17 protein-coding genes are annotated in these 16,433 nt (G+C 69.1%); 8 read left to right on the top strand and 9 right to left on the bottom strand.

Translation table 11 applies throughout. From position 1 onward, the window contains the following. The first annotated feature begins 375 nt into the window (after positions 1–375). Together E1295_RS41355 and E1295_RS41350 are read left to right on the top strand one after the other, a co-directional pair. Positions 376–765 (top strand): peptidase inhibitor family I36 protein, encoded by a 390-nt coding sequence (locus E1295_RS41355; protein ID WP_132639676.1) that lies wholly within the window; start codon positions 376–378, stop codon positions 763–765. Positions 766–846: 81 nt separating this feature from the next. Then, complete coding sequence (locus tag E1295_RS41350; RefSeq protein WP_132639674.1) at positions 847–1,710, top strand: hypothetical protein; 864 nt, start codon at positions 847–849, stop codon at positions 1,708–1,710. Here E1295_RS41350 and E1295_RS41345 read toward each other — a convergent pair. The 4 genes from E1295_RS41345 to E1295_RS41330 form a co-directional block, all read right to left on the bottom strand. Next, positions 1,691–2,410 carry a hypothetical protein gene (locus E1295_RS41345; RefSeq protein ID WP_132639672.1) on the bottom strand — a complete coding sequence of 240 codons (720 nt, stop codon included), beginning with the start codon at positions 2,408–2,410 and terminating at the stop codon, positions 1,691–1,693. The genes E1295_RS41350 and E1295_RS41345 overlap by 20 nt on opposite strands. 242 nt (positions 2,411–2,652) lie before the next feature. After that, positions 2,653–3,741: a Zn-dependent alcohol dehydrogenase gene (locus E1295_RS41340; RefSeq protein ID WP_132639670.1), complete on the bottom strand. Its 1,089-nt coding sequence runs from the start codon at positions 3,739–3,741 to the stop codon at positions 2,653–2,655. A gap of 60 nt (positions 3,742–3,801) precedes the next feature. Further along, positions 3,802–3,993: a ferredoxin gene (locus tag E1295_RS41335; RefSeq protein ID WP_132593902.1), complete on the bottom strand. Its 192-nt coding sequence runs from the start codon at positions 3,991–3,993 to the stop codon at positions 3,802–3,804. Further along, positions 3,990–4,442, bottom strand: a complete 453-nt coding sequence (locus tag E1295_RS41330; RefSeq protein ID WP_132639668.1) for a pyridoxamine 5'-phosphate oxidase family protein — start codon at positions 4,440–4,442, stop codon at positions 3,990–3,992. Before E1295_RS41330 ends, E1295_RS41335 begins: the two co-directional genes overlap by 4 nt. An 85-nt stretch (positions 4,443–4,527) precedes the next feature. Here E1295_RS41330 and E1295_RS41325 point away from each other — a divergent pair, with 85 nt between their 5' ends. After that, positions 4,528–5,157, top strand: a complete 630-nt coding sequence (locus E1295_RS41325; RefSeq protein ID WP_132639684.1) for a class I SAM-dependent methyltransferase — start codon at positions 4,528–4,530, stop codon at positions 5,155–5,157. A gap of 215 nt (positions 5,158–5,372) precedes the next feature. Here the strand turns inward: E1295_RS41325 and E1295_RS41320 are convergent, their stop codons facing one another. The 5 genes from E1295_RS41320 to E1295_RS41300 all read right to left on the bottom strand — a co-directional run bounded on the left by E1295_RS41320 (position 5,373) and on the right by E1295_RS41300 (position 10,965). Then, on the bottom strand, positions 5,373–6,692 hold the full coding sequence (locus tag E1295_RS41320) for an MFS transporter (RefSeq protein ID WP_132639666.1): 1,320 nt from the start codon (positions 6,690–6,692) through the stop codon (positions 5,373–5,375). Between the two features lie 81 nt (positions 6,693–6,773). Further along, complete coding sequence (locus E1295_RS41315; RefSeq protein WP_132639664.1) at positions 6,774–7,769, bottom strand: DUF1702 family protein; 996 nt, start codon at positions 7,767–7,769, stop codon at positions 6,774–6,776. A 131-nt stretch (positions 7,770–7,900) separates the two neighbouring features. After that, positions 7,901–8,983 carry a glycoside hydrolase family 15 protein gene (locus E1295_RS41310; protein WP_166427667.1) on the bottom strand — a complete coding sequence of 361 codons (1,083 nt, stop codon included), beginning with the start codon at positions 8,981–8,983 and terminating at the stop codon, positions 7,901–7,903. Further along, a complete protein-coding gene (locus E1295_RS41305; protein ID WP_181958125.1) occupies positions 8,980–9,690 on the bottom strand; it encodes a class I SAM-dependent methyltransferase in 711 nt (236 codons plus the stop codon). Before E1295_RS41305 ends, E1295_RS41310 begins: the two co-directional genes overlap by 4 nt. A 30-nt stretch (positions 9,691–9,720) precedes the next feature. After that, positions 9,721–10,965, bottom strand: coding sequence for a glycosyltransferase family 4 protein (locus E1295_RS41300; protein ID WP_132639662.1), 1,245 nt, complete (start codon positions 10,963–10,965; stop codon positions 9,721–9,723). A 249-nt stretch (positions 10,966–11,214) separates the two neighbouring features. On the opposite strand from E1295_RS41300, the gene E1295_RS41295 reads away from it, so the two are divergent. The 5 genes from E1295_RS41295 to E1295_RS41275 all read left to right on the top strand — a co-directional run bounded on the left by E1295_RS41295 (position 11,215) and on the right by E1295_RS41275 (position 16,160). Next, a complete protein-coding gene (locus E1295_RS41295) occupies positions 11,215–12,246 on the top strand; it encodes a GDP-mannose 4,6-dehydratase (RefSeq protein WP_132639660.1) in 1,032 nt (343 codons plus the stop codon). Positions 12,247–12,517: 271 nt separating this feature from the next. After that, entirely contained in the window at positions 12,518–13,096 is a 579-nt protein-coding gene (locus E1295_RS41290) for a winged helix-turn-helix domain-containing protein (RefSeq protein WP_132639658.1), read from the top strand. Further along, positions 13,089–13,922: an SRPBCC family protein gene (locus tag E1295_RS41285; protein WP_132639656.1), complete on the top strand. Its 834-nt coding sequence runs from the start codon at positions 13,089–13,091 to the stop codon at positions 13,920–13,922. Before E1295_RS41290 ends, E1295_RS41285 begins: the two co-directional genes overlap by 8 nt. A gap of 253 nt (positions 13,923–14,175) precedes the next feature. Beyond that, complete coding sequence (locus E1295_RS41280) at positions 14,176–14,994, top strand: hypothetical protein (RefSeq protein WP_132639654.1); 819 nt, start codon at positions 14,176–14,178, stop codon at positions 14,992–14,994. A 215-nt stretch (positions 14,995–15,209) separates the two neighbouring features. Continuing rightward, positions 15,210–16,160: a DUF4351 domain-containing protein gene (locus E1295_RS41275; RefSeq protein WP_246080995.1), complete on the top strand. Its 951-nt coding sequence runs from the start codon at positions 15,210–15,212 to the stop codon at positions 16,158–16,160. The last annotated feature ends 273 nt before the right edge of the window (positions 16,161–16,433 follow it).

Genomic DNA, 16,433 nt, shown 5'->3' with positions numbered 1-16,433 from the left:
AAACGGCCAGGCTGATCCGCTCACGCGGACCAGCTGTCACGGCACCGCTCGGGCCTGGAGGCCCTCCCGCGCTGTCGTTTCCTCCCGGGCGTAAACGCCCAGGGTTCCACGCCAGATTCGGCTGAAGAGGCCGGCTGGGACACCTGGTCTGTCCTAAATCGAGGGATTATTGCCCTCATATTTCGTCGTAGCGGCTCGTGCCTATCGGTAAGGTTCTTGTCACGCGCTGGTCATGACATTCGTCTGGACGGCGCGAGCTCAGTGTCGGAATAGCGGGCTCAGGGCCGGCGGAGTTCTTTCTCGATTCCCGAACGAAAAGCCTGGTTGATTCCGCGGCTGGCCTTTCAGCGTGCGCGCGGAACGGAAAGGGTGTTCATGAAGAAAGTTGTGGTCGGCTCTTTGCTGGCTGTGGTCGCCGTGGTGGGGGCGCCTGGGGTCGCGGCGGTGCACGCCGATTCCCGGTCGTCGTCGGCTGCGGGGTCTTTCTGTCTCTACGAGCATGACAACTACAAGGGCGGCCGGGCCTGTTTCAGCAAGAGCGACGGTGACCTGGCGAACAACCGATGGGCTGGTACCTACCGGTCCGTCTATAACGGTGCCAGTTCCATGCGGAACAACACCGGAAAAAACGTCTACCTGTGGAGCGGCCGGGGTTGCTCGGGCACGTATTACCGGGCGAAGCCGTACTCCGTGGACGCCGACCTGACGAAGAACTCCGGCAACCCGTCGTTCGACAACAACGCCGAATCGTTGGAGTTCGGCTAGACCGTGTGGATCAGTGCGTGAAAGCGGGCCCGTTCCTTCCCCATCGGACGGGCCCACTCCGGCGCCATCAAGGAGTTTCGGATGCGTTGGCGTTCGGTGACGGCTGTCTGTTGTGCGCTGTTCCTGGCCGGGTGCGGTGACCAGAGCCGCGAGGGTGAGGTGGTGGCCGCTCTGCCCGCCGGTCCCGAGGCCAGGGCGCTGCGCCTGCCGCTGGACATGTACAGGGTGAGCGCTGACGAGTCCGCCATGCTTGATCATACTGCGGACACGCTGGTCGAGATCTGCATGCGCGGCAAGGGTGTGCCCTGGACCAGGTTGCCCCGTTTCCACGTCGATGACGCTCCCCACCGCAGGCGGTACGGGGTCATCGAGGAGGAGGCTGCGAAACGATTCGGCTACCACCCCGTGCGTGACCCGTCGGAACTGCGGAAAGAGCAGGCCTGGCAGGCGCGCGACGACAGGCTCACCTCGGAGGAACACGTCGCCGCTTACGGGGAGGACGGCACAACGGGGTGCATGCGGGACGGCTACGTCCGGATCAACCAGGGAGCCGCTCGTGGAGAAAGCCCCGAGTTGAGGAGGCTTGACCAGGAGTCGTACGACGCCTCCGTGAAGCATCCGGATGTGCTGTCGGCGTTCCGGACGTGGAGCGCCTGCATGCGCGAGCAGGGGTTCTCCTACCGCGATCCGACGGAGGCGGTGGGTGATCCCCGATGGCGGACTCCCGGACCTTCCGACGAGGAGATTCGTACGGCCGGTGCCGACGTACGGTGCAAGAAGCGCTCACGGTTGGTCGCCGTCTGGTCAGGGGTGGAGCGGGAGCTGCAACAACGCGGCCTGCGCAAGCATCGTGACCATTTCGCGGCTCTCGCGGACGGGAAGTCCCGGTGGCTGGCGGATGCCAGGTCCGTCATCTCCGGTGCCGTCAGATCCGCCGGTAGATGATCGGCTGGGCCGCGATGCCGTTCGCCTGGAAGTTGGCCAGGACGAAGCTGCGGAAAGTGGGCCGGAGGATCAGGCTGGGCAGGAACGTGGGCAGGGCCGGCCAGCTCGCATGGTTGATGATCCCGTAGTCGGTGCTCTCCCCGTCTAGCGGCTGCAGCAGGGTCGAGTTGGGCAGCGCGGTCTTGGCCTGGAACCAGCCGGCGGTGTATTCCCAGATCTTCAGCAAGGTCTCGCGGTCGTCGGCGTAGAAGTAGTTGAACAGGAAGGCGTGGTCAGGGCCGTGGTCGACGTCGCCCAGCCGGGCAGCGTTGCGGCCTGCGATCTGGTGGGTGCGGCGGGCGGGCAGCAGAGTCGTGGCCTTGGTGTACAGAGGGTCGTCGCGCAGGGCCAGCGCGCTGCCGACGTCGGTCGTGCGCACCAGCAGGACCACGTCGTAGCGGGCGGGAGCGATGCCGCGGGCGGTGAGGATCTCCTCGCCCTCGCCAGGCGGGCGCAACCGGGCGCGGAAGACGGTGGCGTCCTCGACCTCCGGTCGCGCTGCCAGCTGGGTGGCGATGGCCTTCAGCTCGTCGAGCGGAGGGACGGAAGTGGGAAAGGGGCCGCGCCAGGTGCCCGTCTCGGCGGCGAACAGCAGGTAGCCGCGGTCGTTCGGTTCGACGAGGCGGGCCTTGACGGCGAGGTGGTCGTTGACGAGTTCCACGATGCACATCCCTTCGGGGGCGTTCATTTGCCTGCCGTTCAGGGCGTGACGCTCATCTCGCCGGCCCTTGGTCAACGGTTGTTGGCATCAACGGTAGACAAGGGTGACGGCAGTTGTCAACAACCGTTGGCCAACATCTGTTGGCATACAAGTGGATGCCGAAATCCGGCATGACATGACTCAGGCGGGCACGGGTGTCCGCGTGCCCGCCTGGAAACAGGTTCCGATCGGCCCCGGCCTCGTCAGTCCATGATGACGATCTGGCGCAGGACCTCTCCGCCGCGCAGGGCCGCGACCGCGTCGTTCAGGTCCGCCAGGCGGATGCGGGAGCTGATCATGGATTCCAGGTCGAGCTTGCCGGCCTGGTGCAGCTTGGCGAAATAGGGGAAGTCGTGGCGTACGTCCGCCTCGCCGTACAGGCTGGACAGCAGGTTCTTGCCCTCGAACAGCAGGCTGAACGCCGAGATCGAGACCATGTCGTCGGTCGCGCCCGCCCCGACCACGACGACGTCGCCGCCCGCCCGCGTGATCTGCCAGGCACTCTGGATCGTGGCCGACTTGCCGACGACCTCGAACCCGTAGTCGAAGCCCGCGCCACCGGTGAGCTCGTTGACCGCCTCGGGAACCTGCTCGGGCGTCACCGCGTGCGTGGCCCCCACCTTCCTGGCCAGCTCGTGCTTGGACTCCAGCGGGTCGACCGCGAGGATCGTGCGCGCGCCGGACAGGCGGGCGCCCTGGATGACCGACAGGCCGACGCCGCCGCAGCCGATCACCGCGACCGTGGAGCCGGGGCGGACCTTGGCGGTGTTGATCGCGGCTCCGACGCCGGTCGTGATGCCGCAGCCGATCAGGGCCGCCGCCTCCCATGACACGTCGTCGTCGATCTTGATGGCGCCCTGCCACGGCACAATGATCTCTTCCGCCCAGGTGCCGCACCCCGCCATCCCGAACACCGTCGCCTCGTCGCCGCCGAGCCGGAAGTTGCCCTTGCTGAAGGACTCGATGACGTACTTCATGCACAGGTACGGCTGGCCGCCCACGCACAGGTCGCACTCCTGGCAGGCCGGGCGCCAGCTGATGACGACGTGGTCGCCCGGCTTGACGGACGTGACGTGCTCGCCCACCTCGACGACCTCGCCCGCGCCCTCGTGGCCGGGGACGAGCGGCACGGGCTGCGGGAGCACGCCGCTCATGGCCGACAGGTCCGAGTGGCAGACGCCCGTCGCCCTGATGCGCACGCGGACGTCCGACGGCCCCACAGGGGCCAGGGTGACGTCGTCGCGGATGTCGAGCTTGTCGTTGCCTACGGCGTGCAGGATCGCGGCGCGCATGTGGAGCTCCTCCTCGGTGGGACGGGTGGGGGTGCTTGAGGGCGGTGAACCCCCGTCGGACTATTCCTCCAGCGAAAGGGCGGCCTTGGGGCAGGACCTGACCGCGTGGCGGACGCGGTCCCGCATCTCGGGCGGTGGTTCGGGCAGCAGGATGTGCAGCTGGTCGTCGTCGTCCACCTCGAACACCTCGGGCGCGAGCCCCATGCACACGGCGTTGGCCTCGCAGACCAGCTCGTCAACGGTCACTTTCACGCGAGCCTCCTGTGATCCCATGAGACCACTTTGGTGCGCTCGACGACGTACGCAACCCGTTTGAGCCCGGTTTTCTCGACGTACGGGCGCAGCAGCTCGTCCGGCACGCCGGGCGTCGTCCTGCGGGCGACCATCATGCCGACGTCCATGACGCGGTCGCGGTCGTCCAGCCGTGCGGCCCTGCCGTAGACGAGGACGCCGCGCAGCTCGTCGTAGGCGTCGCCGCTCTCGACGAGGCAGGTCACCCGGGGGTCGCGGGCGAGGTTGCGGGCCTTCTGCGCCTTGGCGTAGGTCCAGAAGGCGATGCGTCCCTCGGAGAGCCCGTAGAACATGGTCACCAAATGCGGCGTGCCGTCCCTGTTGATGGTGGCCAGCTGCAGCTTGCGTGCGGCCTCGAGGAAGGCGGTGGCGTCGTCGTCGGACATCGCGATGCGAGCGCGCTGATTCACGAAGCCAAGTAGAACAGGTTGCAGAAGTGCCGGGCAAGAGGCCGACGGAATGTTGTTCGGTTCGGCTAGGGTGCATGCCATGACCATGCCGTCGGAGCTGCTTCACGCGGCTGAGCGCGCCAAAGGATTCATGCCGCCCGAGGAGGGGATCGCCCTCTTCGAGACGGCCCTGCGCTATGGCCCGCTCGGTCCCGTCTGCGAGATCGGCACCTACTGCGGCAAGTCGGCGATCTACCTCGGCGCGGCTGCCAGGCAGGCCGGGTCCGTGGTCGTCACCGTCGACCACCACCGCGGCTCGGAGGAGATCCAGCCGGGCTGGGCCCACCACGACCCGGCGCTGGTCGATCCCCGGTTCGGGAAGATGGACTCCCTGCCGGTGTTCAGGGCCACGATCGCGGCGGCGGGCCTGGAGGACGAGGTGATCGCGGTCGTCGGCAGGTCGGAGCGGGTCGCCGCACTCTGGAACACCCCGCTCGGCATGGTGTTCATCGACGGCGGCCACTCCGACGAGCCGGTCACCCTCGACTACGAGGGCTGGGCGCCGCACGTCATGGAGGGCGGCGCGCTGGCCTTCCACGACGTCCACCCCGACCCGGCCGACGGCGGGCAGGGCCCCTACCGCGTCTACCGGCGGGCGCTGGAGTCGGGCGCGTTCGCCGAGGTGGCGGTGCACGGCTCGCTCCGCGTGCTGGAGCGCGTCGGCCAGGGCATCTAGGGCGTGTCCCGGTGATCTTTGAAGCCGATGGCCGAAGGTTTCCTCCCACAGCACGACATCCCCTTGCGCAGGTGTCAAGCCGGGCCGATAGCTTCGAATCGGCCATCGACGGTCATCGCAGTAAGCCCCTATCGGTCAGATCGAGACGCTTCAGAAGTTCCTCATCCACACCAATGATCTACACCAAACCCACACCAAAGATCACGGGACACGCTCTAGACGCGCGATCGTGCGTCCTGCGCGCCGGCCCCTTCGCCGACGCGCGTCTCGGGGGTCGTGAGCGCCACCGCCAGCGCCACGAGGGCGACGACGAGCAGGTAATAGCCCGGCGACACCGGCGTGCCGGTGAGATCGACCAGCCAGGTGCCGACGAACGGCGCCGTCCCGCCGAAGAGCGCGAGCGCCGCGTTGTAGCTGATGCCGGCGCCCGTGACGCGGGTCGCCGGCGGAAGCAGCTCCACGAAGAAGGTGTAACTGCCCCCTCCGTACGCGCACAGCGCTATGGCGAGCAGGAGTTGCCCGGCCACGGCTGAGGCCAGGGAGCCGCTCGTGACCAGGAGGAACGCGGGCAGGCTGACCACCGCGACCGACGCGGCGCCGGCGACCAGCATCGGCTTGCGGCCGAACGCGTCGGAAAGCCTGCCCCCGACCGGCAGCAGCACTGTGAAGGCGAGCAGCGCGAGGGCGTTGGCCACGAGAGACTCCCGCAGGCTCAGTCCGGCGACGACTTGCAGGGAGGTGACGAAATAGCCGACCAGGACATAGAAGCCGAGCCCGGACAGCGCCATGACGGCGAAAATCTGGGCCAGCCGGGTCCCGTCGCCCCTCAGGCTGCCGCGGACCGGGCGGCGCTCGACGGCATTGTGCTGCCTGAGCTCCTGGAACACCGGGCTCTCCTCGGTACGCCTGCGGATGTAGATGCCGATCAGGGTGAGCGGCAGGGCGGCCAGGAACGGGACACGCCACCCCCAGGAGGCGTACGCCGCGTCGGACAGTGCTCCGGAAACCGCCATGATGAACACCAGGGCGAGCACGGACGCCGCCCCCGTGGCGGCGACCGAGACGGCGATCCAGGTGCCGCGGCGCTCGGAGGGGGCGTGTTCGAGCACGAACGAGGGCGCGCCGACCGCCTCGCCGCCCGCTGAGAACCCCTGCGCCAGCCGGCAGGCGACGAGCAGGACGGGCGCCACGGTCCCGGCGGCCGCATGCGTCGGCAGGGTTCCGATCAGCGCGGTCGCCACGCCCATGCACGTGAGCGTCGCGTAGAGGGCGGCCCGCCGCCCGGCACGGTCGGCCAGCGCGCCGAAGAACACGCCCCCGAGCGGGCGGGCCACGAACGCGACACCGTACACGGCGAAGGCCGACAGGAGGCTCGCCGCCGGGTTCGCGCCAGGGAAGAACGCGTCGGCGACGGCGACGGCCGAGAAACCGTAGATCGCGAAGTCGTAGAACTCGACGAACTGGCCCGTACCGGCGCCGAGCAGCACCCGGCGTTGCACCGCGGTCGTGCCGCCGGGCCCGATGAAATCGCCCATCAAGAGGGGAGAGGATCCTTTCGGCCTGGTAATCGGTCCGAGAAGGTTAGCGTGCGTGCGGGACGGAGCTCGCGTCGGTGGTCAGGTGCGCAGGCGGCGGGTCCAGGAGCGGCGGGTCTGCGCCTGCCAGCCGCGGTAGTCCTCGTGCGTGCGCGCCTCGTGCCCGAGCGCGATGAGCGCCCGGTCGGTCCACGAGGCCGCCTCCTCCGGGTCGGTGCCGGCCAGGATCGCCACGGCCCGGGCGGAGTGGCCGGGCAGCAGGCCCGAGCGCAGCCGCGCGGACACGGCGAACGCGCACCCCTGCGCCAGGTGTGCCCGGAACCCGTCGGCGCCCGCGTGCTCGGTCAGCCACCACAACTCGTCGCTCTCGGCGCCGCCCGTGTACGTGGCGGCGAACCCGACGCCGCTCCACAGGTCGGCCCGCCGTCCCGCCGGGAACCGGGCGATCCTGGCGGCGAGGTCGCCGGTCGAGGCGCCGTCGTGGTACCACAGCAGCCGTCCCAGCCCCTGGTCGAACACGGCGCCGTGCGCCCTGGTGAGCACGTCGGGCATCGAGCGCTCGCCCACCATCCGGTCGGCCCTCGCCAGGCTCCACTGGAAGCCGAAGCCGTCGACGGCCAGCCAGCGCAGCAGCGGGTGCGCGCGCCGGGCCCCGCGTACGGGCCGCAGCCGCAGCAGCGCGTACCCGCGGCCGGCACCGAGGTAGGCGGCGTGGCGGTGGTGCTGGGCGGGGCCGGCCAGTAGCTCGTGAAGGCGCCGGCCCCGGGTCAGCGTGAGAAGGTCGAGTACGGTGCAGGCGGCGGCGGCCCCTTCGTAGCCGAAGGGCCGCAGCTCGGCCGCGACGTCCTCAACCTTCTCGACTTCTCGCGACATCACCGCGTTGAAGCCGAAGACATACGACTTTTCGGCATCGGTGAACTCTGTCGGAGAAGCTCCATCTCTGAGCCGGAACCTTCGCCGGCCCAGATCGGAATCCTGCGGATCCTTGGCCAGGAACCGCCGCCATCCCCGCGCCTGGGAAAGTGTCGGCTCGGTCCTGACCTGATCCAAGAACGTTGTTGTGCCCGTGTCGCCCACGCTTCCCCCGAAGACGTCTCGTACCGGCCACTGAAGAAGCTAGTTACCTCATTGCGCCTTTCACCGGCGGCGCACCGGATATCCATGGCAAAGGAACCGCAAAAGCCCTTGTGGACCGGCGAAGTGCCAGGTCAGGCGCCTTCGCCCGGACGTCCCTCCGTTACCGGGGGAGGCAGGCGCCGTCCCGTACCGGCTGCGCATCCGCAGACGTCCGGGTCGAACACCGATGTTCCGGCGATGTCACGGAACAGCCCAGATCCCGGTGAGATGTCCATCAGCGCGTCGGCCGCGAGGACGACCGCCGCCGCGGTGTACCCGGACCGCTCGTGCGGGAAGTGCCTGCGGTTGGCGTACTGCCACCCCGTCCAGTACGAGCCGTCCTCGTGCCGCAGGTGCTGCACGTCGGCGAACAACGCCGCCGCCCGCTCCCGGTCGCCCAGCGCGTCGAGCGCCAGCACCAGCTCGCACGTCTCCGCCCCCGTCACCCACGGCTGGTCGGACACGCAGCGGATGCCGAGCCCCGGCACCACGAACGTCGCCCACTCGCTCTCCAGCAGCTTGTACGCCTGCCGCCCGCGCACCGCGCCGCCCAGCACGGGGTAGTACCAGTCCATCGAGAAGCGGCTCTTGTCCGCGAACGCTTCGGGATGTGCCGCCAGCACGTGCGCCAGCCGGTCGGCCGCCAGCTCCCAGTGGGGCTGCGGGTCGCCCAGCTCGTCGGCCAGCAGCACGCCGCAGCGCAGCCCTTGGTGGATGGAGGAGCACCCGGTGAGCAGCGCGTACGCCGACGGCCTGCCCTGCGCGTCGCGCTCCCAGACGATCTCGCCCCGCTCGGTCTGCAGCCCCGCCACGTAGTCGAGCGCGGCCTTGACCATGGGCCAGGTCTCCTCGGTGAGACGCCGGTCCCCGGTGACGAGGTGGCGGTGCCAGACGCCGGCGGCGATGTAGGCGGCATGGTTGCTCTCGCCGCCCCGCTCGGTGGGCTCGCCGCCGACCAGCTTCATCGGCCATGAGCCGTCGGCGCGCTGGTGGCGGGCCAGCCAGGCGTAGCCGCGGCGTACCGGCTCGGCCAGCCCGGCGACGGACATCGCCATCAGGCACTCGATGTGGTTCCACGCGTCGACGTGCCCTTCCGGCCACGGCACGCCGCCGTCGTCCTGCTGTATCGCCGCGATGCTCTCGGCCGTACGCACGACCTCCGCGTGGGAGATCATGGCTTCCGGACGTAGAGGACCACGCTCTTGCCGATGACCGGGTTGAGCACGGCTTCGGCGATCCTGGTGGCGGCGGGACGTTTCATGATGTCCCAGACCAGCAGCTCGTGATAGGCCTTGGCGAGCGGATGGTCGTCGTTGTCGACGCCGACCGCGCACTTGATCCACCAGTAGGGCGCGTGCAGGCCGTGGGCGTGGTGGTGGGGGCCGATCACGAACCCGGTGGACTTCAGCTTGGCCGACAGTTCCGCCAGCGTGTAGATGCGCACGTGGCCGCCGGGCGCCGTGTGATAGCCCTCGTCCAGCGCCCAGCAGATGCGTTCGGGCAGGAAGCTCGGCACGGTCACCGCGGCGGTGCCGCCGGGCCGCAGCACGCGGAAGATCTCGCGCATGGCCGCCATGTCGTCGGGGATGTGCTCCAGCACCTCGGCGGCGATGATCCGGTCGAAGGCGCCGTCCTCGAACGGCATGTCGAGCGCCGTGCCCTGGACGGTCTCCCCGGTGGCGCCCGCGGGCACCTCGCCCGCCTTGTCCATGGCCGCGAACATGGCCGCCACGCTGTCGAGCTCCGCCTGGTCCATGTCGAACGCGGTCACGTCCGCTCCCCGGCGGAGCACCTCGAAGGCGTGCCTGCCGCCGCCGCAGCCCAGGTCGAGCACGCGTACGCCGGGGCCGACAGGAAGCCGGGCGAAGTCCACGGTGAGCACTTGTCGCTTCTCCTCGTGATCGAGTTCTGGTCAGCTCTCGCGGGCCGCGATGGCCTCTCGGTAGGCCTCGACGGTCCTCTTGGCCACGACGTGCCAGGTGTAGCGCTCCATGACGCGGTCGTATCCGGCTCGGCCGACGCGTTCGCGTTCCTCGGGGGAGTCGTGCAGGCGGCGCAGCACCGCGGCCAGCTCCTCGGCGTCGCCCGGCGGCACCTGTACGGCGGCGTCGCCCACGACCTCGGGCAGCGCGCCCGTGCGGCTGGCCACCAGGGGCGTGCCGCAGGCCATGTGCTCGACGGCGGGCAGCGAGAAGCCCTCGTAGAGCGAGGGCACGACGGAGATCTCGGAGGTGGCGATCAGTTCGCCCAGCTCGTCGTCGGAGATGCCGTGCACGAAGCGTACGCGGTCCTGCAGCGACAGCTCCTGGACGAGCTGCTCGGTGGGTCCGCCGGGGGTGGGCCTGCTGACGACGGTGAGGTTGACGTCGCGCTCGGTGGCCAGCTTCGCGACGGCCCTGAGCAGCGTGGCGACGCCTTTCATCGGTGAGTCGGCGCTGGCCACCGCCACGATGGACCCTTTGCGCCTGGGCATGCCGGGGCGGGGGTGGAAATAGCGGGTGTCGACGCCGAGGGGGATCAGGCGCATGTTGGCCTGGGGGACGTTGAAGTCGCGGTGGATGTCGGCCAGGGACGACTCGCTGACGGTCAGGATCGGGCTGAGCCGGGGAGCGACGCGGGCCTGCATCTTGACGAAGGCGTACCACCGGCGCATGGTCAGCTTCTTCGTGCCCCTGGCGGCCTCCAGCTCGATGCGGCGGTCGACGCTGATCGGGTGGTGGATGGTGCCGACCACGGGGAACAACTTCTGGATGCCGAGCAGGCCGTACCCGAGGGTCTGGTTGTCCTGCACGACGTCGAAGTCGCCGACCCGCTTCCTCAGCTCGCGGTGGGCCCGCAGCGTGAACGTGAGCGGCTCGGGGAACCCGGCGGTCCACATGGTGCCGACCTCGAGCCAGTCGATCCAGTCGCGGTATTCGCGCAGTTTGGGCGTTCGGAAAGGGTCCTCGTCGCGGTAGAGGTCGAGGCTGGGCACCTCGCGCAGGATGACGCCGTCGTCGAGCTCGGGGTACGGCTGGCCGGAGAACACCTCGACGTGGTGCCCGAGTGCAACGAGTTCACGGCTCAGATGGCGGAGGTAAACGCCCTGGCCACCGCAGGTGGGTTTGCTGCGGTAGGACAGCAGCGCGATCCGCAGCGTTCGCTCCCGCACGGACACCCCTTTCTCGCCGGTAAGGCCCGAAGACGGGCGTGTACCGTAAAGATGACCTTAGTGCGAGAAGGCTACCATCCGGTAGGTTGGCGAGAATTGTTCACAGTAGCTCTCGCAGGCCGTGCGAACTGCGAAGTCGCGGTAACCGAGCGTGGTTCGGTGGAACGCGTTCTAGGTGGCTTGATGCCCTATTGGGGCGCTTAGCTGTACATTCCCGTCCCAAAGGGACGCGGGACGCGATCGTTGGAGGACCCCTTGGCCAGGCGCGCTCTGATCACCGGCATCACCGGCCAGGACGGTTCCTACTTGGCGGAGCACCTGCTGGAGCAGGGCTACGAGGTCTGGGGGCTGGCGAGGGGGCAGGCGAACCCGCGGGTGTCCCGCATGCGCAAGCTGCTCGCCGACGTGCACGTGGTGCGGGGCGACCTGCTGGACCAGGGGTCGCTGATCTCCGCGGTGGAACGGGTTCAGCCGGACGAGGTCTACAACCTGGGCGCGATCTCGTTCGTGCCCATGTCGTGGGAGCAGGCCGAGCTCACGGCCGAGGTGACCGGGATGGGCGTGCTGCGGATGCTCGAGGCGATCCGCGTGTGCTCGGGGGTGTCGCGGGGTGGCGGGAGTGCCGGTTCCTCCGGACAGATCCGCTTTTATCAGGCTTCGTCCTCTGAGATGTTCGGCCAGGTCAGCGAAACCCCGCAGACCGAGAGCACCGCCTTCCACCCGCGCTCGCCGTACGGGGTCGCGAAGGCGTACGGACACTTCCTCACCCAGAACTACCGCGAGTCGTACGGAATGTTCGCGGTGTCCGGAATCCTGTTCAACCACGAGTCGCCGCGGCGCGGAGCCGAGTTCGTCACCAGGAAGGTCTCGCTCGGGGTGGCCAGGATCAAGCTCGGGCTGGCCACCCAGCTGCGCCTCGGCAACCTGGAGGCCCGGCGCGACTGGGGGTTCGCCGGCGACTACGTCAAAGCGATGCACCTCATGCTGCAGTCCGACAGCCCCGAGGACTACGTGATCGGGACCGGGCGCATGAAATCGGTCAGGGAGCTGGTGGAGGCGGCGTTCGCGGCGGCGGGGCTCGACTGGGAACGGCACGTCGTGACCGACCAGGCGCTGCACCGGCCGGCCGAGGTCGACCTGCTCTGCGCCGACCCCAAGAAGGCGCGGGCGCAGCTGGGGTGGGAGCCCAAGGTGTCCTTCGACGAGCTCGTCGCCATGATGGTCGACTCCGACCTCCGCCTCCTCACCGCCGGCGGCGACCCCGACCAAGACTCCTCCTGGCCGTAGATCACCTCCTCCTTTTGTTTTTTACGGCACCGCCAACGTCCGCCAGTCGCCGTCGTCGGCGCGCCTCTGTCCAGGGGAACGGCCGCTGACCGGTCAGTGGCGCGCCGCCGTTACGGCGCGCACGGGCACCGTCCGCGTGGTCACTTCCTTCCCGAGAAGGCCTTGAACGGGCCGGACCGGCGGGTCGCCGACGTGTAGGTCTCGTGACTGGGCCGTGTTCGTCGGCACCCTATTGACAAAAAGGATTTTTACGTAAAGGATAGTTTTTGCGATGAGAGACATTCTGTACCTCGAAGACATCGAGCAGGCCGAGGCGCTGCTCAAACCGCAGCGCGTGGAGGTGCTGCGGCAGCTGGCCGAGCCGCGCACCTGCTCGCAGGTCGCCGAACTGCTCGGCCAGACGCCGCAGCGGGTCTACTACCACGTCAAGCGGCTGGTCGACGCCGGTCTCGTCGACCTGGTGGCCGAGCGCAAGGTCCGCGGGATCAGCGAGGGCATCTACCAGGCGGGCGCCCGGTCGTACTGGCTGTCACCCCGCCTGGTGGGCCGGATCGGGCTGCGCAAGGCACGCGACGAGCTGAGCCTCGGCTACCTGCTCGACCTCATGGAGGAGGTGCAGGCCGACATCGCGGCGCTCGACAGGACCGCGCCGGAGCTGCCGTCACTGGGCCTGTCCGGAGAGATCCACGTGCACCCGGAGAACCGACACCGGTTCATGACCGAGCTGCAGACCACGCTGCAGGACCTGTTCACCAGGTACGGCGGCGCGGAAGGCGACGCCTTCAAGATCGCCGTCGCCTGCTACCCCAAGACCACGGACCACCCCGCAGAGGAGCAAGACGATGACTGAGCCCATGATCATCCGTGTCCGCGTGCAGGCGCCGCTGAAGACCGTCAGGCACGCGCTCACCGACCCCGCCGCGCTGCGCGTCTGGCTGGCGGAGCACGCGGAGGTGGCGCTGCCCGGCACGTTCGCGTTCTGGGGGCGCAGCATCCCCGAAGGCGACGCGCCGCACCAGCGGCCGCTGCACGCCGACGAGCGCACGTTGCGGTTCGCGTGGCTGCTCGACGGCGAGGAGACGACCACCGAGTTCACCCTGGAGGAGGACGGCGACGCGACCATCGTGGCGGTGTCCCAGACGCACTTCGACTTCCAGGACGTGATCACGGGGAAGAGCATCCGGGGCGTGCTGCAGACGTTCTGGTGCTGCGCGCTGGCCAACCTGGCGGAGCACGTCGAAGGGCGCGAGCTCACGCCGAGAATCGACTTCACCTCCACGGAGATGCGGGCCCAACTCACGATCGACGCCTCGCCGTCCGACGTGTTCGACTCGCTGACCGACTCCGAAGCGGTGACGCGGTGGTTCGGCTACCCCGTCGGCATCGAGCCGTACGTCGGCGGGCGCTTCGCCATGGGCGGGCTGGACAACAACCCCGACCCGGCCAAGGTCGTCGAGCTCGAGCCCGGACGCAAGTTCTCCGTGGACTGGGGCGACGCGGGCATCGGTACGTGGGAGCTGGAGGGATCCGGCGGCAGGACGCGGCTGACGTTGACGCAGAGCGGCTTCGACGAGGCGCGGCCCCCGTACCCGGCGTGGGGCGGCTTCCTGTCGGGTCTCGCCGAACTGCGGCGCTACCACGAGGTCCCGGACTGGCAGCCGATGTTCCTGCCGTAGACCGCCGCACGAGCGCGGATACCTGGCCGGGTCCCTGACCTTTCCCCGAAGGGCTCGGCCGCGCGCTCCCGTAAGACTCGGGGACGCCGCGCCCGTGACCGTCCACGGGCGGGCAGATCGTACGGACGCCGAGCGTCGTGCCCGTGACCCTTCATCGTCGTCGTCCACAACTTCGAGGCCGCTGACCCGACGTTATCCACAGAACGTGGTTCGGCGTGTTGGTGGCCCGGACCGCCGCAGCATCCTTGGCGGCATGCAGCAGCCATCCCGCACCACCTCGCTGATCGCCCGCGCCGCCAGGATCACCCGGGCGGTCCCGCAGGCCGTCGCCTGCCGTCGCACGGCCGCCCACGTCTGGGGCGCGGGCGTCCTGACCAGCCCGGAAGCCGACTGGCCCGTCGAGCTGGCCGCCCCCGCCCACGTGGCGCTCCCCGGGTGCGTCACCTACGTGACCCCGGTCCCCGGCGCCGACGTCACCATGCACAACGGTGTCCGCCTCACCACCATGGAACGTACGGCGCTCGACTGCGCCCGCTGGTTGCCGCGCATGGACGCCGTGGCGGTTCTCGACCGGTTCGCCGCGAAGGGGGTGGACCTGGAGGTGTTGTGGCGCCGGCCGCTCAACTCCTGGCGCCTGCGAGACACGCTCGGCATGGCCGATCGCGGAGCCCGCTCGCCCAGGGAGAGCTGGCTCAGAGTCATCCTGCTGGAGGGCGGCCTTCCCCGGCCGGCCACCCAGCTCAGGGTCGAGCTGGGCGACGGCCGGCCCGCCTACCTCGACCTGGGATGGGAGGAGTACAAGGTCGCGGTCGAGTACGACGGCCGGATCCACCACACCTCGCCCGCCGATCAGCGGCACGACGGTGACCGGAGGAAGGAGCTGCGGCGGTTGGGCTGGCGGGTGATCGCCGTCCGGGGAGATGTCATCCCCGGCCAGGTTCCCGACCTGCTCCGGCAGGTGGCCGACGCGCTGCTGGAGCGCGGCTGGCGGCCCGGGCTCGGCGGCACCGAACGCATCCAGCGCCGCATCCGCGCGGCCTGCCACAAGACCCGCTACCGCCCAGGCGTGTGAGCCATGCGCACCGCGAGCCGTGCGCGACCGCGTCGCACGTCGTGGCCGCGCGCGGATAAGGCGATGGGAGTGGCCGTCCCACCGAGGTCGCGCAAGGCAGAGCACGACACCGGCAACCGGGTGGCCGTACGTAGGGGAGCCGTGACCGGGGTGGAAGTGCGCGGGCCGAAGAGCGGCGCCCGTACACGCGCCGATCAGTGAATTGCTACGAGAGCATGGACGCGACTGTCACTGTCCGTAATTGCTATGTAACATTTGGTGTCATGCCGTCCCCCCGACATGACACTCTGGTCAAGATGTTCAGCGACCGTCCGCAACTCGCCGTGGAGATCCTGCGTGACCTTATGGGAGTAAAACTCCCCGACACCCCGTTGATCCGGCAGGAGGAGCGGACCTTCAACACCCGAAACTCCGACGACATCGAAGTCGATCTGATCTTCACTCTTGGGCCTCCCAATCAACCCGCACATGCCATCATCGTCGAGATCCAGCAGGGCACAGCCAAAGATCCCCGGCAACTCGCCCGCTACGCCGCCGCCACCTGGCTGCTCCTGGGGTGCGACGTCACCGTTCTGCTCGTTTGCCCTGACCACAACACCGCCGCCCACTACGCGCGACCCATCGAGTCAGGACTGACCGGCTACCGCCTGCTCCCTGTGGTGCTGGGGCCGGACAGCGTTCCGGCCATCACCGACCCGCAGCAGGCCACGGCCAACCTCGACCTCGCCGCCATGTCCGTCATGATCCACGGCAAGGACCGCAAAGTCGTCGAGGCGTTCGCCACGGCACTCGCCGACACCCGCGACGAACACGCTCCGCAGTACTATGAATACGCCTACAGCATCGCCGCGCCCGAGATCCGCAGCCTCATGGAGGAGATCATGACGTCCACCACCTGGCCGGTCTACAGTCCCTTCGCCCGCGAGCACTTCGGCCGTGGCCTCCAAGAGGGCCAAGCCCAAGGCAAGGCGGAAGGCAAGGCGGAAGGAAGAGCGGAAGAGGCGGCCAGGATGGTGTTGCTGGTGCTGACCGCCCGTGGCTTCGACGTCCCCGATGACATCCGCGCCCGGATCGTCACCTGCACTGACGTGGCGGAGCTAGAGAGCTGGGCCGTCCGCGCCGCCACCACTGAGACCCTGCGCGACCTGTTCGACGAACCGGCGTGAGGCAGGGCTTTCTGCAGCCGGGTGCACACGGGAGCTCACTCAGGAGGGCAGAGCCGAACGCATCAGGGGCACCACTGCTCCGCCGAGCTGACGCGGCGCGGACGATCGCGTCGCCGGAGCCGTGACGAGGAATGCACGGTCGGGTCGTCAGCTGATGGTCACCGGGAGTTCCTTGATGCCGTTGATGAAGTTCGAGCGCAGCCGCCGGGCCGGGCCCGTCCGGCGGCTGCGCTCGAACTTCATCAACGGCATCAAGGAACTCCCGGCCGTCTC

Source organism: Nonomuraea mesophila, assembly GCF_004352805.1.
In the GTDB taxonomy this organism is placed as follows: Bacteria; Actinomycetota; Actinomycetes; order Streptosporangiales; family Streptosporangiaceae; genus Nonomuraea; species Nonomuraea longispora.
The sequence above is the reverse complement of the archived record's forward strand: the minus strand, read 5'-3'. Positions and strand labels throughout refer to the sequence as shown.

What these genes read in the sequence shown, in the direction of transcription:
- E1295_RS41320 (WP_132639666.1), bottom strand. Translation starts at nt 6,692, where the DNA reads ATGGGCGATTTCATCGGGCCCGGCGGCACGACCGCGGTGCAACGCCGG.
- E1295_RS41275 (WP_246080995.1), top strand. Translation starts at nt 15,210, where the DNA reads ATGGACGCGACTGTCACTGTCCGTAATTGCTATGTAACATTTGGTGTC.
- E1295_RS41290 (WP_132639658.1), top strand. Translation starts at nt 12,518, where the DNA reads ATGAGAGACATTCTGTACCTCGAAGACATCGAGCAGGCCGAGGCGCTG.
- E1295_RS41350 (WP_132639674.1), top strand. Translation starts at nt 847, where the DNA reads ATGCGTTGGCGTTCGGTGACGGCTGTCTGTTGTGCGCTGTTCCTGGCC.
- E1295_RS41280 (WP_132639654.1), top strand. Translation starts at nt 14,176, where the DNA reads ATGCAGCAGCCATCCCGCACCACCTCGCTGATCGCCCGCGCCGCCAGG.
- E1295_RS41310 (WP_166427667.1), bottom strand. Translation starts at nt 8,983, where the DNA reads ATGATCTCCCACGCGGAGGTCGTGCGTACGGCCGAGAGCATCGCGGCG.
- E1295_RS41355 (WP_132639676.1), top strand. Translation starts at nt 376, where the DNA reads ATGAAGAAAGTTGTGGTCGGCTCTTTGCTGGCTGTGGTCGCCGTGGTG.
- E1295_RS41325 (WP_132639684.1), top strand. Translation starts at nt 4,528, where the DNA reads ATGCCGTCGGAGCTGCTTCACGCGGCTGAGCGCGCCAAAGGATTCATG.
- E1295_RS41285 (WP_132639656.1), top strand. Translation starts at nt 13,089, where the DNA reads ATGACTGAGCCCATGATCATCCGTGTCCGCGTGCAGGCGCCGCTGAAG.
- E1295_RS41340 (WP_132639670.1), bottom strand. Translation starts at nt 3,741, where the DNA reads ATGCGCGCCGCGATCCTGCACGCCGTAGGCAACGACAAGCTCGACATC.